General features: G+C 72.9%; 23 protein-coding genes. 16 read left to right on the forward strand and 7 right to left on the reverse strand.

Features of this window, described 5'->3' with window-relative positions; translation table 11 throughout:
* The first annotated feature begins 248 nt into the window (after nt 1-248).
* The 11 genes from ACX6XY_RS09940 (at nt 249) to der (ending at nt 10,849) form a co-directional block, all read left to right on the forward strand.
* Complete coding sequence (locus ACX6XY_RS09940; protein ID WP_460328285.1) at nt 249-1,394, forward strand: ParA family protein; 1,146 nt, start codon at nt 249-251, stop codon at nt 1,392-1,394.
* Entirely contained in the window at nt 1,379-1,975 is a 597-nt protein-coding gene (locus ACX6XY_RS09945; protein WP_460328286.1) for a hypothetical protein, read from the forward strand. Before ACX6XY_RS09940 ends, ACX6XY_RS09945 begins: the two co-directional genes overlap by 16 nt.
* A gap of 202 nt (nt 1,976-2,177) precedes the next feature.
* Nucleotides 2,178-3,227 carry a segregation and condensation protein A gene (locus ACX6XY_RS09950; protein ID WP_460328288.1) on the forward strand — a complete coding sequence of 350 codons (1,050 nt, stop codon included), beginning with the start codon at nt 2,178-2,180 and terminating at the stop codon, nt 3,225-3,227.
* 86 nt (nt 3,228-3,313) lie between these two features.
* Nucleotides 3,314-3,883, forward strand: a complete 570-nt coding sequence (scpB, locus tag ACX6XY_RS09955) for an SMC-Scp complex subunit ScpB (RefSeq protein WP_460328451.1) — start codon at nt 3,314-3,316, stop codon at nt 3,881-3,883.
* A complete protein-coding gene (locus tag ACX6XY_RS09960) occupies nt 3,883-5,007 on the forward strand; it encodes a pseudouridine synthase (protein ID WP_460328289.1) in 1,125 nt (374 codons plus the stop codon). The genes scpB and ACX6XY_RS09960 overlap by 1 nt, the downstream gene beginning before the upstream one ends.
* A gap of 98 nt (nt 5,008-5,105) precedes the next feature.
* Nucleotides 5,106-6,116: an ADP-ribosylglycohydrolase family protein gene (locus ACX6XY_RS09965; RefSeq protein WP_460328291.1), complete on the forward strand. Its 1,011-nt coding sequence runs from the start codon at nt 5,106-5,108 to the stop codon at nt 6,114-6,116.
* 148 nt (nt 6,117-6,264) lie between these two features.
* Nucleotides 6,265-6,627, forward strand: a complete 363-nt coding sequence (aroH, locus tag ACX6XY_RS09970; RefSeq protein WP_460328292.1) for a chorismate mutase — start codon at nt 6,265-6,267, stop codon at nt 6,625-6,627.
* Nucleotides 6,624-7,709 carry a prephenate dehydrogenase gene (locus ACX6XY_RS09975; protein WP_460328293.1) on the forward strand — a complete coding sequence of 362 codons (1,086 nt, stop codon included), beginning with the start codon at nt 6,624-6,626 and terminating at the stop codon, nt 7,707-7,709. Before aroH ends, ACX6XY_RS09975 begins: the two co-directional genes overlap by 4 nt.
* Nucleotides 7,710-7,919: 210 nt before the next feature.
* Nucleotides 7,920-8,639 carry a (d)CMP kinase gene (cmk, locus tag ACX6XY_RS09980; RefSeq protein ID WP_460328295.1) on the forward strand — a complete coding sequence of 240 codons (720 nt, stop codon included), beginning with the start codon at nt 7,920-7,922 and terminating at the stop codon, nt 8,637-8,639.
* A complete protein-coding gene (locus tag ACX6XY_RS09985; RefSeq protein ID WP_460328297.1) occupies nt 8,597-9,295 on the forward strand; it encodes a lysophospholipid acyltransferase family protein in 699 nt (232 codons plus the stop codon). The genes cmk and ACX6XY_RS09985 overlap by 43 nt, the downstream gene beginning before the upstream one ends.
* Nucleotides 9,296-9,364: 69 nt before the next feature.
* The gene (gene der, locus ACX6XY_RS09990; RefSeq protein ID WP_460328299.1) at nt 9,365-10,849 is read left to right on the forward strand and encodes a ribosome biogenesis GTPase Der; all 1,485 of its coding nucleotides are present in this window, start codon (nt 9,365-9,367) and stop codon (nt 10,847-10,849) included.
* Between the two features lie 108 nt (nt 10,850-10,957).
* Here the strand turns inward: der and ACX6XY_RS09995 are convergent, their stop codons facing one another.
* Together ACX6XY_RS09995 and ACX6XY_RS10000 are read right to left on the reverse strand one after the other, a co-directional pair.
* On the reverse strand, nt 10,958-11,338 hold the full coding sequence (locus ACX6XY_RS09995; RefSeq protein ID WP_460328301.1) for a hypothetical protein: 381 nt from the start codon (nt 11,336-11,338) through the stop codon (nt 10,958-10,960).
* Nucleotides 11,339-11,382: 44 nt separating this feature from the next.
* Nucleotides 11,383-12,198: a hypothetical protein gene (locus ACX6XY_RS10000; protein ID WP_460328303.1), complete on the reverse strand. Its 816-nt coding sequence runs from the start codon at nt 12,196-12,198 to the stop codon at nt 11,383-11,385.
* A 238-nt stretch (nt 12,199-12,436) separates the two neighbouring features.
* Here ACX6XY_RS10000 and ACX6XY_RS10005 point away from each other — a divergent pair, with 238 nt between their 5' ends.
* Nucleotides 12,437-12,991, forward strand: coding sequence for a LysM peptidoglycan-binding domain-containing protein (locus tag ACX6XY_RS10005; RefSeq protein ID WP_460328304.1), 555 nt, complete (start codon nt 12,437-12,439; stop codon nt 12,989-12,991).
* 8 nt (nt 12,992-12,999) lie between these two features.
* Here the strand turns inward: ACX6XY_RS10005 and ACX6XY_RS10010 are convergent, their stop codons facing one another.
* From ACX6XY_RS10010 to ACX6XY_RS10020, 3 genes are read right to left on the reverse strand one after another with little or no spacing between them, the layout of a single operon-like run.
* Nucleotides 13,000-13,704, reverse strand: a complete 705-nt coding sequence (locus tag ACX6XY_RS10010; RefSeq protein ID WP_460328306.1) for an ATP-binding cassette domain-containing protein — start codon at nt 13,702-13,704, stop codon at nt 13,000-13,002.
* Nucleotides 13,694-16,726: an ABC transporter permease subunit gene (locus ACX6XY_RS10015; RefSeq protein ID WP_460328308.1), complete on the reverse strand. Its 3,033-nt coding sequence runs from the start codon at nt 16,724-16,726 to the stop codon at nt 13,694-13,696. Before ACX6XY_RS10015 ends, ACX6XY_RS10010 begins: the two co-directional genes overlap by 11 nt.
* Before the next feature lie 3 nt (nt 16,727-16,729).
* Nucleotides 16,730-17,260: a hypothetical protein gene (locus ACX6XY_RS10020; RefSeq protein ID WP_460328311.1), complete on the reverse strand. Its 531-nt coding sequence runs from the start codon at nt 17,258-17,260 to the stop codon at nt 16,730-16,732.
* A 131-nt stretch (nt 17,261-17,391) separates the two neighbouring features.
* Between ACX6XY_RS10020 and ACX6XY_RS10025 the strand changes: the two genes are divergently transcribed.
* From ACX6XY_RS10025 to ACX6XY_RS10035, 3 genes are all read left to right on the forward strand, one after another.
* On the forward strand, nt 17,392-17,958 hold the full coding sequence (locus tag ACX6XY_RS10025; protein WP_460328313.1) for a hypothetical protein: 567 nt from the start codon (nt 17,392-17,394) through the stop codon (nt 17,956-17,958).
* Nucleotides 17,933-19,237: an ABC transporter substrate-binding protein gene (locus ACX6XY_RS10030; protein WP_460328316.1), complete on the forward strand. Its 1,305-nt coding sequence runs from the start codon at nt 17,933-17,935 to the stop codon at nt 19,235-19,237. The genes ACX6XY_RS10025 and ACX6XY_RS10030 overlap by 26 nt, the downstream gene beginning before the upstream one ends.
* A 238-nt stretch (nt 19,238-19,475) precedes the next feature.
* Nucleotides 19,476-20,324, forward strand: a complete 849-nt coding sequence (locus ACX6XY_RS10035; protein ID WP_460328318.1) for a hypothetical protein — start codon at nt 19,476-19,478, stop codon at nt 20,322-20,324.
* Between the two features lie 40 nt (nt 20,325-20,364).
* Here the strand turns inward: ACX6XY_RS10035 and ctaD are convergent, their stop codons facing one another.
* Entirely contained in the window at nt 20,365-22,047 is a 1,683-nt protein-coding gene (ctaD, locus tag ACX6XY_RS10040) for an aa3-type cytochrome oxidase subunit I (protein ID WP_460328320.1), read from the reverse strand.
* A 398-nt stretch (nt 22,048-22,445) separates the two neighbouring features.
* On the opposite strand from ctaD, the gene ACX6XY_RS10045 reads away from it, so the two are divergent.
* Nucleotides 22,446-22,661: an I78 family peptidase inhibitor gene (locus ACX6XY_RS10045; RefSeq protein ID WP_460328322.1), complete on the forward strand. Its 216-nt coding sequence runs from the start codon at nt 22,446-22,448 to the stop codon at nt 22,659-22,661.
* Nucleotides 22,662-22,751: 90 nt separating this feature from the next.
* Here the strand turns inward: ACX6XY_RS10045 and ACX6XY_RS10050 are convergent, their stop codons facing one another.
* On the reverse strand, nt 22,752-23,768 hold the full coding sequence (locus tag ACX6XY_RS10050) for a phosphatase PAP2 family protein (RefSeq protein WP_460328324.1): 1,017 nt from the start codon (nt 23,766-23,768) through the stop codon (nt 22,752-22,754).
* Between the last annotated feature and the right edge of the window lie 412 nt (nt 23,769-24,180).

The raw sequence follows: 24,180 nt of genomic DNA on the forward strand, positions 1-24,180 counted from the left end.
TTAACCGTTTCGCGCGCCCGTGAAACCTGGTGAGAGGTGCCTGCGCACCCTTGACAGCGGGGTGTTCGGTTGCCGACACATCGGGTCCGGTCCGGCGGATTGTGTTGCTGCGGACCGGTGACACGCCATAGAGTCGCCAACCGTCGGCATGGTGCCACGCTGACCTATCTAGAAGTTTCCTGGTCACCAAGGAGGTAAGACGACTTGTGAATGAGTCGACATTTACTCCCGGAGGTGGTCAACCAGGAATGCCTGCGCAGGGATCGGGCCCCGAGGGACCCGAGGCTGTCGGCTCCATCGCTGTCCGCACCTTCGCCGACCGTCAGAACACGCGGCGCGCCCAGGGCGCGCAGCCGACGCTTTCAGCCCACCAGAGCATGGATGGCCATCAAGTGAACGCCATGGCCGGCGACCGGAGTGGCGAGAACACCACCCAATTCGCTGACTACGAAGAACTGCCCGAGGGGCACTTCTACGACCCCGACGCCGAGTACGAGCCCGACCCCGAGTACGCGGCGACGCTCGCCCCGGACGCCGCCCGCCAGCGCCGGGAGCGGATCGGCCCCACCGGGCGCCCGCTGCCGTACTTCCCGATCCCCGGACCGCTGACCGACCACGGTCCCGCGAAGATCATCGCGATGTGCAACCAGAAGGGCGGCGTCGGCAAGACGACGTCCACCATCAACCTGGGCGCGGCGCTCGCGGAGTACGGACGCCGGGTGCTGCTGGTCGACTTCGACCCGCAGGGCGCGCTCTCGGTCGGCCTCGGGGTCAACCCGATGGAGCTCGACCTCACCGTCTACAACCTGCTCATGGAACGGGGCATGGCGGCGGACGAGGTGCTCCTGAAGACGGCCGTGCCCAACATGGACCTGCTGCCGAGCAACATCGACCTCTCAGCCGCCGAGGTGCAGTTGGTGAGCGAGGTCGCCCGCGAGTCCACGCTGCAGCGGGCGCTCAAGCCGCTGATGGCGGACTACGACTACATCGTGATCGACTGTCAGCCGTCGCTCGGCCTGCTGACCGTGAACGCGCTGACCGCGGCGCACAAGGTGATCGTGCCCCTGGAGTGCGAGTTCTTCGCGCTGCGCGGTGTGGCGCTGCTCACCGAGACGATCGAGAAGGTCCAGGAGCGGCTGAACCCCGAGCTGGAGCTCGACGGCATCCTGGCCACGATGTACGACTCGCGCACCGTGCACAGCCGTGAGGTGCTGGCCCGCGTCGTCGAGGCCTTCGACGACCACGTCTACCACACGGTGATCGGCCGCACCGTCCGCTTCCCGGAGACCACGGTCGCCGGTGAGCCCATCACCACATACGCGTCCAACTCCGTCGGCGCCGCCGCCTATCGCCAGCTCGCCAGGGAGGTGCTCGCCCGGTGTCACGCCGAGTGAGTCTGCCCGGAGCCGACGAACTGTTCCGCACCACCGGGGGAATGGCGCTCACCTCGTCGTCTCCCAGGCGAACGGCCAACGGCGAAGCGCGCGTTCCGGCCCCGGCGGGCGAGAGCGACGGCGTGGCGGCGGGCGAAGGCGACGCCGAGCGGGCCGCGCCGGACGACGGCGAGCACGCCGAACACGCCGCCGCGGACGCGGAGTCCGGCGATCACCGCAGCCGGGGCGCCGAGGGCGTGGACGCGGCGGGGCGCACCAAGCGCCGCCAGGCGCAGGAGACGGCCGCGGCCGGGCAGGCCGCGTCGGCGTCGGCGCGGCCAGCGGAGGGGACCGCGCGGCGCCGCGGCAGGGCACAGGCCAGGCGGCCCAGCGGACGCGAACGCCACGACGAGAAGATCACGGTGTATGTCTCCGCCGAGGAGCTGATGGACCTCGAGCACGCGCGCCTGGTGCTGCGCGGCGAGCACGGGCTCGCGGTGGACCGCGGACGCATCGTCCGCGAGGCGGTCGCCGTGGTGCTCGCGGACCTTGAGTCGCGTGGCGACGCCAGCATCCTCGTACGGCGGCTGCGGGGCCGCTGACCGGCCGGGCCTGCCGATGCCAGGAGGCTGGCGCGCTCCGGCGTCCCGCCGGAGCTGACCGCTGCCGAGGGGGAGTCGTCCCGCGCGGGGAGGCTGGCGCGGGTCGTCGACTCGTCGTCGGCCTGGGGAGGTAATCTGCGCCTGCCCTGTCCTTGTACGTGCCGGTAGGCCACCGTGCGTCGCTCGTCGCCCCTGGATCGTGATGCCGTCCGAAGACCCCGCCGAGCCCCGCCGTGCCCGCCGCTCGCTCGGCCGGGGGCCCGGTGCGAAGACGTCCACCGTGGCGGGGCCGACCGGGCCAGTGCCCCAGGGCGAGCCGGTCGCGCCCGGCGACGCGGCTTCGGCCGAGACCGAGGCCGAGACCAAGGCCGAGACCAAGGCCGAGGCCGAGCCGGGGTCCGACACCGGGAGCTCGGCCGACGAGGGGCGGTTCACGGTTCGGCTGGCCAACTTCGAGGGGCCGTTCGATCTGCTGCTCCAGCTGATCGCCAAGCACAAGCTGGACGTCACCGAGGTCGCGCTCTCGAAGGTCACCGACGAGTTCATGGCGCACATCCGGGGCATGGGCGCTGACTGGGACCTGGATCAGACCACCGAGTTCCTGGTAGTGGCGGCGACCCTGCTCGACCTGAAGGCGGCCCGGCTGCTCCCCGCGGCCGAGGTCGAGGACGAGGCCGACCTCGCCCTCCTCGAGGCCCGTGACCTGCTCTTCGCGCGGCTGCTCCAGTACCGCGCGTACAAACAGATCGCCGACATCTTCAGCGCGCGGCTCGATGACGAGGCCCGGCGGTACCCGCGCACCGTCGGACTCGAACCCCACCACGCCGAGCTGCTCCCCGAGGTCGTCATCAACATCGGCGCCGAGGGTTTCGCGAAGCTCGCCGTCAAGGCGATGCGGCCGAAGCCCAAGCCGCAGGTCTACGTCGACCACATCCACGCCCCGCTCGTCTCCGTACGGGAACAGGCCGACGTGGTCGTCGCCCGGCTGCGCGCGGCGGGCGAGCTGCGCTTCCGGGAGCTCGTCGCGGACGTCGACGACACACTCACCGTCGTCGCACGCTTCCTGGCGCTCCTGGAGCTGTACCGCGAGAAGGCCGTCGCACTCGACCAGGACGAGGCGCTGGCCGACCTGGTGGTGCGCTGGACCGGGGGCGAGGGCGCCGAGCCCACGGTGACGGACGAGTTCGACCGGCCGCCCGCCGACCCGGACGCGGACGCGGGCGTGACGAAGACGAAGGAGGAGAAGGCGTGAGCAGCGATACGAGTCCGCGGCTTCCGGCCGGTGCGGACGCCGCCGTCTCGGAGCTGGACCTGAAGCCCGCCCTGGAAGCCGTCCTGATGGTCATCGACGAACCCGCCACCGATGAGCACCTCGCCAAGGTGCTGCGGCGGCCGCGCCGCGAGGTCGCCGACGCGCTGCGCGAACTGGCCGACGACTACACGGCGCAGCGGCGCGGCTTCGAACTGCGCCTGGTGGCCGGCGGCTGGCGGTTCTACTCGCGCCCGGAGTACGCCGCCGCCGTCGAGGGCTTCGTCCTGGACGGCCAGCAGGCCCGCCTCACCCAGGCGGCTCTGGAGACCCTCGCCGTCGTCGCGTACCGCCAGCCGGTGAGCCGCTCCAGGGTCTCCGCGGTGCGCGGCGTGAACTGCGACGGCGTGATGCGGACCCTGCTCCAGCGGGGTCTGGTGCGGGAGGCGGGCGCGGAACCCGAAACAGGTGCGATCCTGTACAGGACGACGAACTACTTTCTGGAGCGGATGGGCCTGCGCGGCCTGGACGAGCTCCCGGAGCTCGCGCCCTTCCTCCCCGAGGCGGACGCGATCGAGGCCGACACGCAGGAAGGCGTTCCGTCGTTCGATCCGGACGCCCCGGAGCCAGACGACGTAGACGACAAGACGGAACTTTGATGCGAAGCAGCAGCGGCAGGAACAGCAGCGGAAACAACGGCGGGAGCCGTGGTGGCAACAGCGGCGGCCGCGGCAGCAGCGGCGGCCGCGGCGATTACCGGGGTTCCGGTAGCAGCCGCGACGGCCAGCCGAAACGACCCAGCAAGCCCCGTCCCGAGGAGCGCCGCTACGACGTGAGCCCGGCCGACGGCGGCCCCGGACCGAGGAAGGGCCGCGGCGAGGCCGCGCGGGGTGGCGCCAAGGGCGGCCCTCGTACGTCCCAGGGCAGCGGCGCGCGAGGCGCCCGCCGCGGCGCGCCCGCCACGTCACGCGAGTACGACGCACGGCAGGAAGAGCGCAACCGCGAGCGGTACGCGGGCAAGCCGCAGGTCAAGACCCCGAAGACGTTCCCTGGCGCCGAGCAGGAAGGCGAGCGGCTGCAGAAGGTGCTGGCCCGCGCCGGATACGGCTCGCGGCGCGCCTGCGAGGAACTGGTCGACCAGGCCAGGGTCGAGGTGAACGGCGCGATCGTGGTCGAGCAGGGCCTGCGGGTGAAGCCCGAGAGCGACGAGATCAAGGTCGACGGGCTGACGGTCGCCACGCAGTCGTACCAGTTCTTCGCGCTGAACAAGCCCGCCGGTGTCGTCTCCACCATGGAGGACCCGGACGGCCGTCAGTGCCTCGGCGACTACGTCACCAACCGGGAGACCCGGCTCTTCCACGTCGGACGGCTCGACACCGAGACCGAGGGCATCATCCTGCTCACCAACCACGGCGAGCTGGCACACCGCCTCACCCACCCCAAGTACGGCGTGAAGAAGACCTACGTGGCCGCCATCCAGGGCCCCATCCCGCGTGACCTGGGCAAGCAGCTCAAGGACGGCATCCAGCTGGAGGACGGGTACGCCCGCGCCGACCACTTCCGGGTCGTCGAGCAGCTCGGCAAGAACTACCTGGTCGAGGTGACCCTGCACGAGGGCCGCAAGCACATCGTGCGCCGGATGCTGGCCGAGGCCGGTTTCCCGGTCGAGAAGCTGGTGCGGACGAACTTCGGGCCGATCGCGCTCGGCGACCAGAAGTCCGGCTGGCTGCGGCGGATGAGCAACACCGAGGTCGGCATGCTGATGCGCGAGGTCGACCTCTGACGCGTGGCAGCCGCTGACACCGCGGTGCGCCCGCCCCGTGGTGGCGCGCTGCCCACCCACCCTCTTATAGTCTCAATGACGATAAGGGGGTGGGTGTCGTGGCACAGGTGCCCGGCAAGGCCACGGGTTCGCTGATCGGACTCGCCATCGGAGACGCGCTCGGCTTCCCGACCGAGTTCAACGACGTACCGTCGATCCTCGCCAAGTGCGGGCCCTGGCGGGAGATGCCCCTGCCCGAGCCCGCGTTCGTCACGGACGACACACAGATGACGCTCGCGCTCGGCCGCGGGCTGCGCACCGCCATGGACCGCGGACTGCTCGGACCCAAGCGCCTGGAGCGGCCGGTCCGCGAGGAGTTCGTCGACTGGTACCACTCGCCCGACAACAACCGGGCGCCCGGCCGCACCTGCCTGATCGCCTGCCGGAAGCTGGACAGCGAACGGCCGTGGCAGGCCGCGAGCCAGATCCACTCCAAGGGCTGCGGCGCCAACATGCGGGTCGCGCCCATCGGGCTGGCGCCGGGGCTCAGCGAGGAGCAGCGAGCCGGCGCCGCGCAGCTGCAGTCCGGGCTCACCCACGGGCACCCGACGGCGCTCGCGGCGAGCGACCTGACCGCGCGTGCGGTGTTCCTGCTCGCCGCAGGGGCGGACCCCACGGCCCTGGTCGGGCTGCTGCGCTCGTACGCCATCGAGAATCGCACCCGCTACCATCACCGCTGGCTCGGCGACCTGTGGACCCGCGCCCAGGACCCCAGCGCGGAACACTTCATCGCACGCGGCTGGGACGAGTGCCTGGCCATCCTGGAACGCCTCGCCGCCGCGGTGCGCCAGGCGAACGAGGAGACCGACCCGTGCCTGGCCACCGGCGCCGGCTGGATCGCCGAGGAGGCGCTCGCCACGGCCCTGCTGTGCTTCCTGCTCTTCCCCGGCGACCCGGTCACGGCCCTGCGCCGGGCCGCGTGCACCTCGGGCGACTCCGACTCCATCGCCTGCCTCACCGGGGCCTTCGCGGGCGCGCACCTGGGCACAAGGGCCTGGCCCACGGCCTGGTCCGAGCGGATCGAGCACCATGACGAACTGACGGCGCTCGGCGCGCACTGGGACGCCTGAACCGCTCCAGGCGGGGTGAGCGCGCCACCGCCGTACCCTCGCGTGCGCGGGCTGGCTACGCTGACCCGGACAGGGTGCAGGACGCGGACACACGCGGACACGAAGAGAAGACACGAAGAGAAGACACGAAGACACAAGGAGCGGCGCGGTGACGGTACGAGCGGTCCGAGGCGCGGTCCAGCTTCGGCAGGACACGACCGAGGAGATGGACCAGCAGGTCAGCGCCCTGCTCACCGAGATCATGGCGCGCAACGACCTGACCTCGGACGACCTGATCAGCGTCTGGTTCACGGCCACGCCCGATCTGCGCAGCGACTTCCCGGCCGCCGCGGCCCGCGGGCTCGGCATCGTCGACGTTCCGCTGATCTGCGCCCAGGAACTCGACATCGCGGGCGCCATGCCCCGCGTCGTCCGTATCCTCGCCCACATCGAGTCCGACAAGCCCAAGGCCGACATCGCGCATGTGTACCTCGGCGCCGCGGCCGCTCTCCGCAAGGACATCGCCCAGTGAGAACAGCCCTGGTCATGGGGACCGGCCTGATCGGCACCTCCGCGGCCCTGACGCTCGCCAGCCGCGGCGTCACCGTCCACCTCACCGACCACGACCCGGAGCAGGCCCGCACCGCCGCCGCGCTCGGCGCCGGCACCGACGCCGAGCCCGAGGGCCGGGTCGACCTCGCGGTGGTCGCGGTGCCGCCCGCGCACGTGGCGGCCACGCTGGCCGACGCGATGCGGCGCGGCGTGGCCCGCGGCTATCTGGACGTCGCCAGCGTCAAGGGCGGCCCCCGGCGCGAGCTGGAGGCGCTCGGCCTCGACCTGAGCGCGTACATCGGCACCCACCCCATGTCCGGTCGTGAGCGCTCGGGGCCGCTGGCCGCCACCGCCGACCTCTTCGAGGGCCGCCCCTGGGTGCTCACCCCCACCCGCGACACCGACACCGAGGTGCTGAACCTGGCCCTGGAGCTGGTCGCGCTCTGCCGCGCGGTGCCGGTCGTGATGGACGCCGACTCCCACGACCGCGCCGTCGCCCTGGTCTCGCACATGCCCCACCTGGTGTCCAGCATGGTCGCGGCCCGCCTGGAGCACGCCGAGGACACCGCCGTACGGCTCTGCGGCCAGGGCATCCGCGACGTCACCCGGATCGCGGCGTCCGACCCCCGGATGTGGATCGACATCCTCTCCGCCAATCCGGGGCCGGTCGCCGACCTGCTCGCCGATCTCGCCGCCGACCTGGACGAGACCGTCACCGCGCTGCGCGGGCTGCAGTCCGCCGACGAGAGCAAGCGGCTGGGCGGCGCGGCCGGGATCGAGGACGTACTGCGCCGAGGCAACGCGGGCCAGGTCCGGGTGCCCGGCAAGCACGGATCCGCCCCCACGACGTACGAGATCGTCGCCGTCCTCATCGACGACCAGCCGGGACAGCTGGCCCGGATCTTCGCCGACGCCGGGATGGCCGGGGTCAACGTCGAGGACGTACGCATCGAGCACGCGACCGGGCAGCAGGCGGGTCTGGTGCAGCTCATGGTCGAGCCGAAGGCCGCGCCGGTGCTCACCGCGGCACTGCGCGAGCGGGGCTGGTCGATCCGCCAGTAAGCCGATCCGCCGGTAGGCCGATCCGCCGGTCCGCCGGTAGACCGGTCCGCCGGTGCGGGGCTGGCGATCCCGGCGGTCACCGGCAGTCAAAGGCGGGCGGGCGAGCCAGTAACCTTGTGGGGGGTCCGTCCACCGCGGCGGCCCCGCCCCCCTCGTCCCCCGCAGCCCCCGCCTCGCCCGCCCGCGTGATCAGGAAGGTGTACACCGCCCGTGGAAACCGCAGGAAACGCCGCCACCGCCGCCAGCAGCGCCAGCACCGCACCGGCGGTGATCGTCGCCATCGACGGCCCCTCCGGTACGGGCAAGTCCAGCACCTCCAAGGCCGTCGCCGCCCAGCTCGGCCTCAGCTACCTGGACACCGGGGCCCAGTACCGGGCGATCACCTGGTGGATGGTGCACCACGGCATCGACATCACGGACCCGTCCGCGATCGCCGCGGTCGCCGCCAAGGCGGAGATCGTCTCCGGCACCGACCCGGCCGCCCCGACCATCACGGTCGACGGCGCCGACGTCGCCGGGCCGATCCGCACCCAGGAGGTCACCTCCAAGGTCAGCGCGGTCAGCGCGGTCCCCGAGGTGCGCACCCGCATCACCGAGCTGCAGCGCTCCATCGCCTCCGGCGCCGAGCGCGGCATCGTCGTCGAAGGCCGGGACATCGGCACCACGGTGCTGCCCGACGCCGACCTGAAGATCTTCCTCACCGCGTCGCCCGAGGCGCGCGCCGCCCGCCGCAGCGGCGAGCTCAAGGGCGCCGACGTCAACGCCACCAAGGAGGCGCTGATCAAGCGGGACGCGGCCGACTCGGGCCGGAAGACCTCGCCGCTGGCCAAGGCCGGGGACGCGGTCGAGGTGGACACCACCGACCTCACCCTCCAGCAGGTCATCGAGTGCGTCGTCACCCTGGTCGAGGAGAAGCGGGCCGCGAAGTGACCGCGGCAGCACCAGCCGCGCCGTCCGGCCGCGGCGCGGAGATCGGCCGCCGGATCGGCGTCGGGCTGATGTACGGGCTGTGGCGGCCGCGCGTGCTCGGCGCCTGGCGGGTGCCCGCGAGCGGCCCGGCGATCCTGGCCGTGAACCACGCGCACATGGTCGACGGACCGATGGTGATGGGCACCGCGCCGCGCCCCACGCACTTCCTGATCAAGAAGGAAGCGTTCGTCGGACCGCTCGACCCGTTCCTGCGCGGCATCGGCCAGCTGAAGGTGGACCGCTCGGTCGCCGACCGCACGGCCGTCACCCAGGCGCTGGACGTGCTGGCCGACGGGGGAGTGCTCGGGATCTTCCCCGAGGGCACCCGCGGCGACGGCGACTTCGCGTCGCTGCGCGCGGGCCTCGCGTACTTCGCGGTACGCAGCGGGGCGCCGGTCGTCCCGGTGGCGGTGCTGGGAAGCACCGACCGCCGTGGACGGTTGATACGGGGGCTGCCGCCGCTGCGCGGCCGGGTCGACGTCGTCTTCGGCGACGGCTTCGAGGCCGGAGACGGCAGCGGGCGGCGGACGCGTAAGGCGCTGGACGAGGCGACCGTGCGCATCCAGGAACGGCTGACCGCCCACCTGGAGAACGCCAGGCGTCTCACCGGACGCTGAGCGAGACTTTGAGTAGTGGACCGCGACCTGAGCGGTCCATCGATGACTGATGACAGAGGTACGGACTTCATGAACGACCAGACCCACGCCGGAGAACCGGCGGGCGCCGGCGGCCACGAGCACGGAGCGCTCGGCGACGCCGAGTACGCGGAGTTCATGGAGCTCGCCGCACAGGAGGGCTTCGACGTCGAAGACGTCGAGGGCGCGATCGACGAGGCCGGACACGGGCCGCTGCCGGTGCTCGCCGTCGTCGGCCGCCCCAATGTCGGCAAGTCGACCCTGGTGAACCGCATCATCGGCCGCCGTGAGGCCGTCGTCGAGGACAAGCCGGGCGTCACCCGCGACCGGGTCACCTACGAGGCCGAGTGGGCGGGCCGCCGCTTCAAGGTCGTCGACACCGGCGGCTGGGAGCAGGACGTACTCGGCATCGACGCCTCGGTCGCCGCCCAGGCCGAGTACGCGATCGACGCGGCCGACGCGGTCGTGTTCGTGGTCGACTCCACGGTCGGCGCCACCGACACCGACGAGGCGGTCGTCCGGCTGCTGCGCAAGGCGGGCAAGCCCGTCGTGCTCTGCGCCAACAAGGTCGACGGCCCGAGCGGCGAGGCGGACGCCACCGCGCTCTGGTCGCTCGGCCTCGGCGAGCCGCACCCGGTCTCCTCGCTGCACGGGCGCGGTACGGGAGACATGCTGGACGCCGTCCTGGAGGCGCTGCCCGAGGCGCCCCAGCAGACCTTCGGCGCCGGGGGCGTCGGCGGTCCGCGCCGGATCGCGCTCATCGGCCGCCCGAACGTCGGCAAGTCGTCGCTGCTCAACAAGGTGGCCAACGAGGACCGCGTGGTCGTCAACGAACTGGCCGGAACCACCCGCGACCCGGTCGACGAGCTGATCGAACTCGGCGGGGTCACCTGGAAGTTCGTGGACACCGCGGGCATCCGCAAGCGGGTCCACCTCCAGCAGGGCGCGGACTACTACGCCTCGCTGCGCACCGCGGCCGCGGTCGAGAAGGCCGAGGTGGCGGTGATCCTGATCGACGCCAGCGAGTCGATCAGCATCCAGGACCAGCGCATCGTCACCATGGCCGTCGAGGCCGGGCGCGCGGTCGTCCTCGCGTACAACAAGTGGGACACCCTCGACGAGGAGCGCCGCTACTACCTGGAGCGGGAGATCGAGAGCGAGCTGGCGCAGGTCGCCTGGGCGCCTCGGGTCAATGTCTCGGCGCGCACCGGGCGGCACATGGAGAAGCTGGTCCCGGCGATCGAGACGGCGATCGAGGGCTGGGAGACCCGCGTGCCGACCGGTCGGCTGAACGCCTTCCTCGGCGAGCTGGTCGCCTCGCACCCGCACCCGGTGCGCGGCGGCAAGCAGCCCCGCATCCTGTTCGGCACCCAGGCGGGCACCAAGCCGCCGCGCTTCGTGCTGTTCGCGTCCGGCTTCATCGAGCACGGCTACCGGCGCTTCGTGGAGCGGCGGCTGCGCGAGGAGTTCGGCTTTGAGGGGACGCCGATCCACATCTCGGTACGGGTGCGCGAGAAGCGCGGACGCAAGAAGTAGGTCCCGGTACGAGGCCGCGGCCCCGGTGTCCCCGCCATGACGGGAGCATCGGGGCCGCGGCGCGTGTTGTGGGTGTGTGCGGGAGGGCGCGGGGCGGGGCGCGGGGCGTCAGAGTCCCTTGCGGGGGCCGGGCGGCAGTGCCGCTTGGGGTCTGCCCCCGGTGTACGGCGGTCGCCCGTCGGCGGACCAGGAGCCGGTCTGGCCGCCGCCGTATCCGGCGTAGCTGTTGTAGCCGCCGTACGAGCTCAGGCTGCCGTGGCCACCCGGCCCGCTGTGGCCGCCGTGCTGGTCGTGGCCGTACGGGAGGCTTCCGAAGCCCGTGAAACCGAGATCCTCCTCGCCGGTTCGGTCGCCGGGTAGGGCCTTGAAGGACCGACGCCACTCCACGAACAGCTGGTCGTAGATCGGAGTGGCCGAGCGCCCGACCGAGGCGTTCTGGGCCGGGCGCATGGAGGGGATCTGCTGGCGGGAGAGGTCGTAAGGCTGCACGTTATGTGCCAACGACCCCGAGGGCTGTCGGATGCGGGGGGATTTCAGGTACCCGCGAGCGGCATCGAGCCGCCCACCAGGAGACCGCCGGCCGCCGCCTTCTCCAGCGCGTCGCGCAGCAGGTCCTCGCGCTGCTGACGGCCGATCGAGCCCGCCGGAGCGGCGAACACGAGAACGCTGCTCAGCTTGTTGGCCGCGGCGCGCCAGCCCTCGGTGACCGGCAGCGGCTGGTGCGCCTGCCACCAGGCGACCGTGCCGCCTTCGGCGCTGGGCTGGAGCACGGCGTGCAGCTGGCCCATGGCGAGCAGCACGGACCAGCCGGGCAGCTTGGGCGGCACGTTCTCCACACCGGTGACCGGCATGAAACCCTGCTCGATCAGGAGCGGCAGGAACTCGTCGCCGGGGCCGGTCGAACCGGGCCTGGCGATGGGCCCCGTGGGCTCGACGACCAGCGCGGGGTGCAGTTCCCCGTCGAGCAGGATGAGGCCGCTGGTGACACCGAGGACGGCCTGCTCGGGCGCCGGTGAGGTCGGGGCGCCGGACGGGGGCTGGGCGCCGACGCCCGCGTTCCCGGCGCCGCCGTCCTCGCCCGTGATGGAACGTACGGCGCCCTGGAGGTGTTCCTCGGCGACCTGCACTACCTGGGACGGCAGGCAGGTGGCGTGGGCGAAGGCGAGGACCGCGGTCTCCTCGCCGACGAACAGCACGGTGCTGGTGCGCTCCTGCCCGGAGTCGCCCGGAGTGCGGCAGGAGGTGCAGTCGTAGCTGCCCGGGGAGTTGTCGCCGGCGAGCAGCCGGTCGGCTTCGTCGTCGCCGATCTCGGCGCGTACGTCATCACTGACGTCGAGCATGCGCTGCACGGGGGGCTCCTCGGAGTGTGAGTGCGTCGCTCCGCCGGGGCGGCCCCCGGCTCTTGTGGGGCACAACGGCTGACCCGTGGCACAGGTCACGCCGGGAGACGGACGGAATCGAAGACGTGGGCCCCGCCCGGTCGTCCGATAGTCCGACCGGGTGGGGTTCGAGTCCGACCGGGTGGGGTTCGTCCGTGGCGGGCGTGTGACGAAACGTCACGGCAGTTTCGCCTCTTAGCGTGACGCGATGTCACACACCCGTGTCTGGTTCGTAGGGCTGCTCGCGGCCCTGATGTCCCTCGCCCCCGCGGGGCCGTCCGGCGCCGCGCGGCCCGACCCCGCGGACCCGCCCCGCACGCTGCTCCACCGGGTGCTCGAACAGTGCCCGCTGGACGAGTCGCCCTGGACCTGCGTCGCCGCGTGCGAGAGCAGCGGAGACTGGCAGATCAACACCGGAAACGGCTTCTACGGCGGACTGCAGTTCTGGCAGCCGACGTGGGAGGAGCACGGGGGGCTCGCCTACGCCCCGCGCGCGGACCTCGCCACCCGCGAGCAGCAGATCGAGATCGCGGAGGAGGTGCTGCGCACCCAGGGCTGGGAGGCCTGGCCCACGTGCTCCAAGCGCTACGGGTTCGAGACCGGCGTCCACACCGTCCGGCCGGGCCAGACGCTCTCCTCGATCGCCGCCTTCTACCGCGTGCGGGGCGGCTGGTCCGCGCTGTACCGGGCCAACGAGAAGGCGGTCGGCTCCGACCCGGACCGGCTGGCGATCGGCGTCCGGCTGGTCATTCCGGGCGCGTAGCCCGCCCGCTAGCCCGCTGGCCCGCTAGGGCGGATCTCCGACGCCTCGCCGCTGAACACCAGGGAGCCGCGGCGCAGCTCGTGGACCAGGACCGGGTGGGCGTCCCCGGTCGCCGTGCCCAGGCCGGGCGGCAGCCGCTGCTCGGCGAGCAGCACCGCCGCGTCCAGGGCCGCCAGGAGCGCGTACGTACGGGCGGCCAAGGCCGGGGACATGCCCTGGGTCGGTTCGTCGACGAGCACCACGCGCGCGTGGCCGCACGCCTGGGCCAGCAGGACGCGGGACAGGGCGAGCATCCGCTGCTCGCCGCCCGAGAGGGCGCCCGCGTGCCGGGGCAGCAGGGGGCGCAGCTCCGGGTAGGCGTCCAGGGCGGCGGCGAAGTCGCCGCGGCCCCGTCGGCCCGGCACGGCGAGCTCCAGGTTCTCGGCGACCGTGAGGGCGCCGAACACGGCCTGCCGGTCGGGGACGAACGCGAGGCCCCGCCGGGCCCGGTCGTGGACGGCGAGCCGGGTCACGTCGACGCCGCGCCACACCACGGCGCCGGCGGCGAGCGGGACGGTACCGGCGAGCGCGCGCAGCGCGGTCGTCCGGCCCGAGCCGTTGCGGCCGAGCAGGACGGTCGCCCCCGGACGCGGCACCGCGAGCGAGACGCCGTGCAGCGCCTCCAGCGGGCCGTAGCGCACGCGCGCGTGGCGCAGCTCGATCTCAGCGCTCATGGCTGTGCCGCCGTCCGGGTGCGTCCGGGGCGACCCGTGCCGTGGCGATGTCCCGTACGCGGGCGGCGGGGCCCGAGCCGACGACGCGCCCGGCCGCCAGCACCCGCACGGTGTCGGCGAGGTCGGCCACCAGGTCGAGGTCGTGCTCGACGACCAGCAGCGCCATGCCGTCCGCGGCGAGCGCCCTGAGCAGCCGGGCGAGCGCCGCCGCCTCGGAGGTGTCCAGACCGGCGGCCGGTTCGTCGAGCAGCAGCACCCGCGGGCTCCCGGCCAGGGCGCGGCCCAGTTCGACCCGGCGCAGGACGCCGGTCGGCAGGCCGGCGGCGGGCCGGTCCCGTACGGTGTCGAGCCCGAGCAGGGTGAGCGTCCGCGAGACCGACCGGGCATCCCGTACCCGGCCCTGCTCGGCCCCGACGGCGACGTTCTCCGCGACGGTCAGCGAGGGGAAGACGGCGAGCTGCTGGAAGGTCCGGGCCACGCCGAGCCGGGTCCGCGCGTGGGCGGGCCGGTGGGTGATGTCCAGGCCGCCGAACTCCACGCGGCCCGCGTCGGGCCGGACCGTCCCGGCCAGGCAGTGGAACAGGGTGCTCTTGCCCGCGCCGTTCGGCCCGACGACAGCGGTGATCCGCCCCGGCGCGACGTCCAGGTCGACCCCGTCCAGCGCGGTGAACTCCCCGAACCTGACCCGCACCCCACGCGCCACGAGCAACGCGCTCCCGCCCCGTGCTGCCGCTCCCAGGGGCCCGGCCCACCCCGGTTCCGCCGCTGGCGGCCCGGTGCGCGCGCCGCTGGCGGGCTCACTCGGCGCGGGTCCGGCCGCTGGTGTTGGCCGTTGGGCGGCGGGCGGGCGCCGAGGCGCGGCCTCCGGGGCGACCGGGCCGCCCTGGGGCGTCACCGGCTCCTGGGCCGCCGCCCGAACCCCCGCCGGACGCGCCGGGGCACCGGACGCGCCGGGGGCCCGGCCCTCCTGAGGGCGGCCCGGTCCGTCGCCCGCGGGCCGGGCCCGCGGCGCGGACCCGAGTACCTCCAGCACGAGGGCCCGCATCCGGCGCGCCGAGAGCACGCATCTGCCGCCGCCCGGCCCGCCCTCCGGGCGGACGGCGGAGGCTGGCTCCGGCCTGGTGCGGGACGCGCCCGGGCCGGAGAGCCCGGAACGCGCCCCCGCCCCCGCCAGTCGCGCGCGCAGCGCCACGCCCAGCGGGGTCAGCCGGGCCGTCGCGCGCGTGTGCGGGCGCAGGCGGGTCAGGGCGGCGCGGACGGCGTCGTACGGGCCGCCTGGGAACCGGCCGATCAGGACGGCCAGGACGCCGATCACCGCGGCCGCGACACCGCCCTTGGCGCCCGCGTCGAGACCGACGAGCAGCGCCGCCGCGGCCAGCGCCCCGAGCGGCGAGTCCGCGCCCAGCACCACGACCGCCGCGAACCAGAGCAGGCCGCGCACCGGGTCGAACGCCGCCGGGTCGAAGGCCCGCACCCCGATGCCGAGCAGCCCGCCGCCCAGCGCGGCCAGCGCGGCGCCCACCACGAAGGCGGCCAGCTTCAGCGCCGGGACCGCGACCCCCGCCGCCGACGCCCCGGCCTCGTGATCCCGCATCGCGGCCAGCGCGCGGCCGACGCGTCCCCGGCGCAGCGCCGTCACCACGAGCAGCGCCCCGGCCAGCAGGGCGAGTTCCAGGAGGTAGTAGGTTCGGTCACCGGCGAAGCCCGCGGGGCGGTCCAGGCCGAGCCCGGACGTCGCGTACGGCTGGGCGAAGACGAACCGGCTCACCCCGACCCCGACCGCGAAGGTCGCCAGCGCCAGCGCGAGACCGTGGCGGCTGATCGCGGGCCACCCGGTGAGCAGCCCGAGCGGGGCGACGAGCAGCACCGCGACCCCCAGCGCGACCAGGAGCGGCAACGCGGGCAGCCCCGGAAACCGGCCCGCCGCGAGCAGCGCCGTGAACAGCGCGCCGAGCCCCGCGTACGCCGCCTGGCCCAGCGAGATCTGGCCACCCCGTCCGGTCACCACGACCAGGGACAGCAGAATCACCGCGAGCGCCGGAACCTGCACCGAGGTGTGCAGGTCGGAGCCCGCGAACCCGAGCGGAAGCAGAAAAAGCACGCCCGCCGCGATCCAGGCGCCCGGCGGGGTCCGCACCCGGACCGTCGCCGTACGCGGCAGCGCGTCCCGTGCCCCCACACCAGGCAGCACCAGCGCGGCGACCAGCAGCGCCACCACGAACAGGTTGGCCCCCACCGCCCGCAGCAGCGGCTCCGCCCACCCCGACGGATGCAGCCGGGTCAGCTGGCTCTGCGCGACGCCGAGCCCCAGCGCGACCGCCACGGCGACCGGCAGGCTGCGCATCCCCGCGGCGACCGCGACCGCCACCACCTCCATCACCAGCAGCGGCAGCCCGTACGGATCAAGCCGTACGTACGGCGCGAGCAGGACGCCCGTCAGACCCGCGGTGAACGAACCGAACGCCCAGCCCGCCGCCGACACCCGGTCCGCGTCGATCCCGCCCAGGACCGCGAGCCGCCGGTTGTCGACCACGGCCCGCAGCTCGCCCCCGAACCGGGTCCAGCGGGTCACCGCCCACACCCCGGCCGTCAGGGCGAGCACCGCGCCCAGCTGCCCCCACGGCTCGGCGGCGAGCAGCTCCGGCGCGTCCGCCCGCGCCCCCCGCCCCCACAGCAGCGCGGCCCCGCCGACCAGCAGCACGAACACCCCGAGCGAGGCCACCAGGGTCTGGGCCGGATCGCCGCCGAGCACCGACAGCGGCCGGAACACCGCCCGTTCGAGCAGCAGCCCGATGCCCGGCGCGGCCACCAGCAGGGTGACCGACGCCGCGAGCCACAGCGGCCAGCCCCACTCGACGACGAGCTGGCGCAGCAGATAGGCGCAGACCATCGCGATCGCGCCGTGCGCGAAGTTGAGCACGCCGGTCGCGCGATAGGTGACGATCAGTCCGATGCCGGTGAGCGCCGCCGCGCCGCCGACCGCGAGACCCGCCAGGGTGAGGTCGTACGTCAGGGTCCCCACCGGTCAGGACTCCGCGGCCGACGCCCCGGCCCCGCTCCCGGCATCGGCCCCGGCTTCGGGCTCGCAGACGGGGCAGGGGCTGAGCCCGGCGAGGTCCGACGCCCCCGTGCCGTCCGGTGCCCCGGCCGTCACGGGCGCCGCCTCCGGCTTCCCTGCGATCAGCGGGCAGTCCGCGCGGTGCCACAGGGTGCCTCCGGGGACCGTACGCAGCTCCGCGCTGGTGGCGACCGGCTCCGCGGCCGTCTCCCGGCCGGGCGCGCCGCCCTCCGCGCCGACGGCCACCAGCAGCCGGTACAGCTCCTCGACGCGGGCCGCCGCGAGCTGGCTGCGGCCCCCCACGAGGAGTACGGCGGCCGCGACGAGCAGCGCCGCGCCCGGCACCGTGCAGGACGCCAGATACGGCACCTGCCGCTCCGCGAAGCGCTCGCCGGACACGCCGTACCAGCCGATCACACACAGCACGGCGCCGGTAGCGGCCGCGACCCAGGCGGCCCAGAGCAGGGGGTGCGCAGTACGCAGTCGAGCGGTCCGCATCCGGGGGCTCCCTGGGGGATATGGGTGCGTGTCTGTTCATGTCGGCCGATGGCTTGCACTATGCCTCCTGCGAGCTGACCCTGAAAGCACCGGGCGGTCCCGGCCCGGTCCGACACCCGGTGGTGAGCCAGATGGTCCGCGGGAACGCGAAGACAGGCCCCAGGCGGGGCAGATCGGGGATTGCGGCGTGGGCGGCCGCCGCGGTCCTGGTAGTGGGCGGGGCCGCCACGGCCTGCGGGGACGGCGACGACGGAGGAACCGACACCCCGCCGCCGACGCCTCCGAGGGAGGAGACCACGAGCGCGCCCCAGGACCCGACCCCGACCGAAGCGGACGCCCCGGCCGACCCGGCGGCGGCCGAGAAGGAGGTCAGGGAGAACTGGGTGAAGTTCTTCGACCCGGAGGTGAGCCTGGAGGACAAGGAGGCCGTCCTGGAGAACGGGCCCGAACTGCGTGAGGTCTTGCGGTCCTTCAGCGGTGACGAGCGCGGGCAGCAGGTGAGCGCGAAGGTCACCGAAGTGGACTTCACCTCGGACAAGGAGGCCGACGTAACGTACACGCTGGAGCTGTCCGGGGACACCGTGATGCCCACCTCCGGGACCTCGGTGAACCAGGACGGCACCTGGAAGGTGTCGGTCAAGACCCTGTGCGCACTGGTGGGCATGAGCGGCAATGCGTCGCCGGCGCCCGGCTGCTGAGGCACTCGCCGCGAGCCTGCTGGCCTTGCTGGTCCCGCTGAGTACGGCCTGCGGCAGCCGCCTCCCGGAGAGCGACTTCGAGCGCGGCAGGGGCACCGGACCGCCGCCAGCGGACGCCGGAGAGCCGATCCGCGTCGGCATCATCGCCAGCGCCACCAGCCCGGTCGGCAGCCAGGCCTTCACCGGCCCCAGGGACGGCGCCCGGGCCTACTTCGACCGGCTCAACGCGCGCGGCGGCATCGACGGCCGCGAGGTCGAGGTGCGCACCTGCGACGACGGCGGCAGCGGCGTCGGCAACAACGAGTGCGTGCACGAACTCGTGGACGAGCAGAAGGTGGTCGCCCTGGTCGCCACCACGTCCCTGGACTACGCGGGCGCGCCCAGGGTCTCCGCCGCGGGCGTCCCGGACATCGGCGGCCAGCCGATCGGCCCGGCGTACGACACCTATCCGCACCTGTACTCGATCTACGGCAGCCTGGCGCCGCGTACGGGCGGCGAGCCGGGCTGGGACGGCAAGCTGTACGGCGGCACCGAGGTGTACCGCTATTTCAAGCGCGAGCACGGGGCCAGGACGGCCGCGGTCGTCTCGTACAACCAGTCGGCGTCGGCCGCGTACGCCCGGCTGATCACCCGCGGGCTGAAGGCCGAGGGCTATCGGGTCGTCACCCAGCAGGTCGACTTCGCGCTGCCCAACTTCCGTGCGGTGGCGGCCGATCTGAAGCAGCAGGGCGCCGACCTCGTCTTCGACGCGATGGACACGCACGGCAACGCCCGGCTGTGCCGCGCGATGGACGCCGTGGGCGCCGACGTCATCGCCAAGGTCACCAACGCGCAGAACTGGACGTCCACGGTCGCCGACGACTACAAGGACGCGCCGCGCTGCCGCAACGCCCTGTGGGTGACCGGGTCGAGCCGCAACTATGACGACGACGAGCACCCGGCGGTACGGGAGTTCCGCGAGGCGACCGAGGACGCACCGGCGCGCTCCCAGTGGCAGCTGGAGGGCTGGGCGGCCGCCATGTGGTTCACGGACGCCGCCAGGTCCTGCGGCGCGGACGTCAACCGGGCGTGTGTGGACCGGTTCATGGCGCGCGCCGAGCCGTACAGCGCGCGCGGGCTGCTGGTTCCGGTGGTCTTCGAGAAGCGCCCGGAGCCGCCGAAGACCCGGCGCACCTGTCTGTCGGCAGCCCGCTGGCAGGACGGGCGCGGCTGGGTCACCCAGGGCGGCGACATGAACGACAACTGCTTCGACGTGCCCCAGCTGTCCTACGAGCCCTGATGCGTCAGACGCGGCGCAGGTTCCACAAATCGGCTATCGATCACGCAACCGTTCCAAAACAAGTTGATGTTGACGGACAACCATCGGGTCGGATCACCGGTCTCCCCCTGCGGTAGGGGGAGGACCGGCGTGCGCCGGAGCGGAACGTGGGATGGGGGCGTATGCATATCAGTTCTCTGATTCGCCATGCGTGGGGAGGTCGCCGACGCGACGCCGCACGGCGCGAGGGACGTACGAGATGACCGCACCGGTCCGCACCCCCGCGGCGGACACCCCGAAGGACGCACCCGTGCCGCTCAGCACCGACTGTGTCGCCGACTCCGCCGGCGGCCTCACCTTCGACCTCGCCGATCCGGGCACGACGGGCGCCGCCCACCTGCTGCTGCGGCTGCGCGGCGGTGACGCCGACGACCCGGCCGACGAGGTCAGGCTCCCGCTCACCCCGGCGGGCGACGGACGGCTGCGGGCCGTGCTGCCCAGCAGCGTCGGGCTGCCCGAAGGGCGGTGGGACGCGTACGCCGAGTACGGCGGGGGCGTCCCGCGGCGACTGGTGCCCGGACGCAGCGATCTGCGGTCGCTGGTCGACCGGGTGCCCAGCGGCCGCCGCGGCCATGTCGCGGTCCGCATCCCCTACGCCACCCAGTACGGCAAGCTCACGGTGCGCGCCTGGCACCGCGCCCCGCACGCCGAGGCGGGCGAACTGCTCGTCGGCGACGGGGAACTGACCGTACGCGGCCGGGTCTTCGCCACCACGCTGACCGCCGACGCGTACGTCGAGGCGCGCGCCCGCACCCGGCCCGCGCTGACGCACCGGGCCGAAGTGACCCGCCAGGGCCCCGACTTCACCTGCGCGGTGGCCTACCGGGAGCTGGCCGGGCGGCGGGGCGTCTGGGACCTGTGGCTGTACCCGGCGGGCGCGGCGGGCCCCGGCGTGCGGATCGCCCGGCTGCTGGACGACGTGGCCGACAAGAAGCCGGTCCTCACCTATCCCGTGACGCGCCTGGACACCGCGCACGGGCCGGTCGAGGCCGGACCGTACTACACGGCCGACAACGACCTGTCGGTGCGGGTCGAGGCGGCGCGCTGAGAGCGGCCCGAGGCGCGCCGCTCGCCCCCCGCCCGCTCTCTTAGGGGGCGGGCGGGGGAGTGCCGGGGCGGCGGGGCGCGTGTGCCGCGAACTCCGGGTGGTGCAGGTCGAACGCGGGGCTCTCGGAACGGATGCGGGGCAGCGTGACGAAGTTGTGCCGCGGCGGCGGACACGAGGTCGCCCACTCCAGCGACCGCCCGTACCCCCAGGGGTCGTCGACGTCGACCCGCTCGCCGTAGTGGGCGGTCTTCCAGAGGTTGTAGAGGAACGGCAGCGTCGACAGGCCGAGCAGGAACGCGCCGATCGTCGAGATGGTGTTGAGCACCGTGAACCCGTCCGCGGCCAGATAGTCCGCGTACCGTCGTGGCATGCCCTCGGCGCCCAGCCAGTGCTGCACCAGGAACGTGGTGTGGAAGCCGACGAACAGCGTCCAGAACTGGATCCTGCCGAGCCGCTCGTCCAGCAGCTTGCCGGTGAACTTGGGCCACCAGAAGAAGAACCCCGCGAACATCGCGAAGACCACGGTGCCGAACACCACGTAGTGGAAGTGCGCCACCACGAAGTACGAGTCGGTGACATGGAAGTCCATCGGCGGCGAGGCCAGGATCACCCCGGTCAGCCCGCCGAACAGGAAGGACACCAGGAAGCCGATGGACCACAGCATCGGTGTCTCGAACGACAGCGAGCCCCTGAGCATGGTGCCCGTCCAGTTGAAGAACTTCACCCCGGTCGGGACCGCGATCAGGAACGACATGAAGGAGAAGAACGGCAGCAGCACCGCTCCGGTGGCGAACATGTGGTGCGCCCAGACCACGATGGAGAGCCCGGTGATGGCCATCGTGGCGCCGACCAGCATCACGTAGCCGAAGATCGGCTTCCGGGAGAACACCGGCAGGATCTCGCTGATGATGCCGAAGAACGGCAGCGCGATGATGTACACCTCGGGATGGCCGAAGAACCAGAACAGGTGCTGCCACAGCAGCGCGCCGCCGGTCTCCGGGGCGAAGATCTGCGAGCCGAGCCGCCGGTCCGACTCGAGTGCCAGCAGCGCGGCCGCCAGCACCGGGAACGCGACGATGACCAGGATCGACGTGAAGAGCACGTTCCAGGTGAAGACCGGCATCCGGAACATCGTCATACCGGGGGCCCGCATCCCGATGATGGTGGTGATGAAGTTGACCGCGCCGAGGATCGTGCCGAACCCGGAGAGCGCCAGACCCATGATCCACAGGTCGGCGCCGATCCCCGGCGAGCGTTCCAGGCTGTTCAGCGGCGAGTACGCGAACCAGCCGAAGTCGGCGGGGCCGCTCGGCACCAGCAGCGACCCGAGCACCATCAGCCCGCCGAACAGGAACAGCCAGTACGCGAACATGTTCAGCCGGGGGAAGGCCACGTCCGGTGAGCCGATCTGCAGCGGCATGATCGCGTTGGCGAAACCCGCGAAGGTCGGGGTGGCGAAGAGCAGCAGCATGATCGTGCCGTGCAGCGTGAACAGCTGGTTGAACTCGGTGTTGCTCAGCAGCTGCGAACCGGGTCGGGCCAGCTCCGCCCGCATCAGCAGGGCCATCAGCCCGGCGATCAGGAAGAAGGCGAACGACGTGATCAGGTAGAGGTACCCGATCTTCTTGTGGTCGGTGGTGGTCAGCCAGTCGACGACCACATGCCGGGGCCGTGGCCGCCCGCTCTGTGGCCCTGCCTGTGCCTGAGCGGTCTCCGTCCCCATCACTGCTCCTCGCTTGCCACGGCTAGGGCTTCCGGACGCACCCGCCATGATGCTCGCCGTGTGCCCGGCTCCGACAGAGGGCGGAGCGCCTCATTCCCATCTGGCCGGCAATTGCTCACGGCCCGTCAGGCCAGGGGCCCGTCGGGCCTTTCGAGGTAGGCGGCCGGGAATTCGGGGCGGGTGATTTCGTACGCCGCCGGAAGGATACGGCGGGGTGTGGCCGCGCCGCGCGGAACGCGCACAGGGAATGAGAAATCGCCCATTTGTGTGAGCGTGCGCGAGATAAACGCGTGTCGGGATCTTGTGACAGAAGCGTGACTGGAGGGCGACGGTGACGCTCGGTATCCGCCGTCGGCGGGCCTTCCGCCGCCGGACCCCGGCCGCCTACGGTGGGGCCTATGGCACCCCTACCGTCTCCCTCCGCGCAGCCCCAGGACGCCCCCGAGTCCTACGTCGGACTCGACGCGGCCGACGCCGAGCGCCGGGCCCGCGAACGCGGCTGGACCACCGTCAGATCGGTGCCGCCCGGCGGGTTCGTCACCATGGAGTTTCTGGAGGGGCGGCTCAACTTCGAGGTCGCCGACGGCGTCGTCACGCGCTGCTGGGCGGGCTGAGCGGCCCGCCCAGGGCGTCGCGGTACGGCCCCCGGTCGGAGACACCCCGGTGCCGCCCCGCCGGGCCCGCCCTGCTCGGGGTCTGGCGGGTCAGCTGCCCGCTACCGGGCTCGCCGGGGTGGAGCGGGACGCCCGGTCCGGGTGGGGCGGGCGGCGGCTTCCGGTCGGCGTGACCGGGGTCCGTGCCGCGTGGCCGCGGTGTGTGAGGTGACCGGCGCGCGGGGCGTTGTGCGCCGCGGCGCCCACCGGTTCGCGCGCCGCGCACGTCTCACCGCTCTCGGGGCACGGCAGCGGCGTGCCGAGGGTGACCGTGGCCGGGACCGGAGCCGGGGTGGCCGGGGCGCGCCGCAGGCGGGCGAGCACCCGGTCCCGCCGCTGGAGGATCCAGGCCTCGGCGCGGTCGATCAGCGGCTCGAACCAGGGCAGCGCCAGCAGGATCAGCACGCCCGCGGCCCAGCCGAGCAGCACATCGCTCAGCCAGTGCGTGCCCAGGTAGACGGTGGTCAGCCCGACGCCGAGCGCGACCACGGCGGAGACCGCCGACAGATAGCGGCGGGTGCGGTGGGTGGCGGCCAGATAGGCGAGGATGCCCCAGGTCACCACGGCGTTGGCGGTGTGCCCCGAAGGGAATATATCGCCGGTCAGCCACATCTCGTTCGAGCCGATGGTGGTGGCGTAGTGCGGACCGAGCCGCCCCATGCTGAGCTTCGCGGCGCCCACCGTGACATTGAGCAGCAGCAGAGAGACCCCGAGCACCAGCAGCGGGCGGATGGTGTGCTGCCGCCAGGAGCGCCACAGCAGCCAGGACGCGACCATCACCGCGGTGGGCCCGCGCTGGCCGAGCACCACGAAGTAGTCGAGGAAGGCGTGCAGCTGCGGCCACTGCTCGTAGGGGCGGAAGAACATGAGCTGCCAGTCGAGCCGGACCAGCCACGAGGTGTTCACCACGGCGACGATGATCAGCACGTAGAAGACCAGGGTCGAACCCAGGAGCACGATCCGGTGCGGGCTCATCCTCGGGGGGTCGAGGACGCTCGGCCGCTCCGGCTCACGGTCGAGACGGGCCAGGACCCGGTCCAGACGGGTGAGGTTTCGTTCGGTACGCACTCAATCGACGTTACAGCGGGTTAGCGCCGGGGCCGGGTGAAGCGCTGGCTTCGTGATAACGATGTGATGTGGGATTCATCTCAGGCAGGCCTTTATTTCCGGGATCCCGCAATGTGCGGTGGCTATGGCCCGCGTTTACTCCGATCGTATGCGGAGGAGTTTCGGCGGGCTTCTGAATTCGTTCACCTTTGCTCGATGCGGAATTATCCGTTCGGCCGCCTCCCGTCCGCCTCCCGTCCGCCTGCCGCCCGTCTGTCGTCCGCCTGCCGTCCGCCGGGGTGACGGGAACGTCCGCTACGTGGCGTATGCCACAGTTCGTCGCCTCGTCACGTGAGAGGTGCGCCACCGACCCCGGCCGTTCACTCGCGTACGCTGACGACTCGCTCGTGTTCTCGAGAGGGTCTGGCCGGGG

Source organism: Streptomyces sp. O3, from assembly GCF_054788135.1.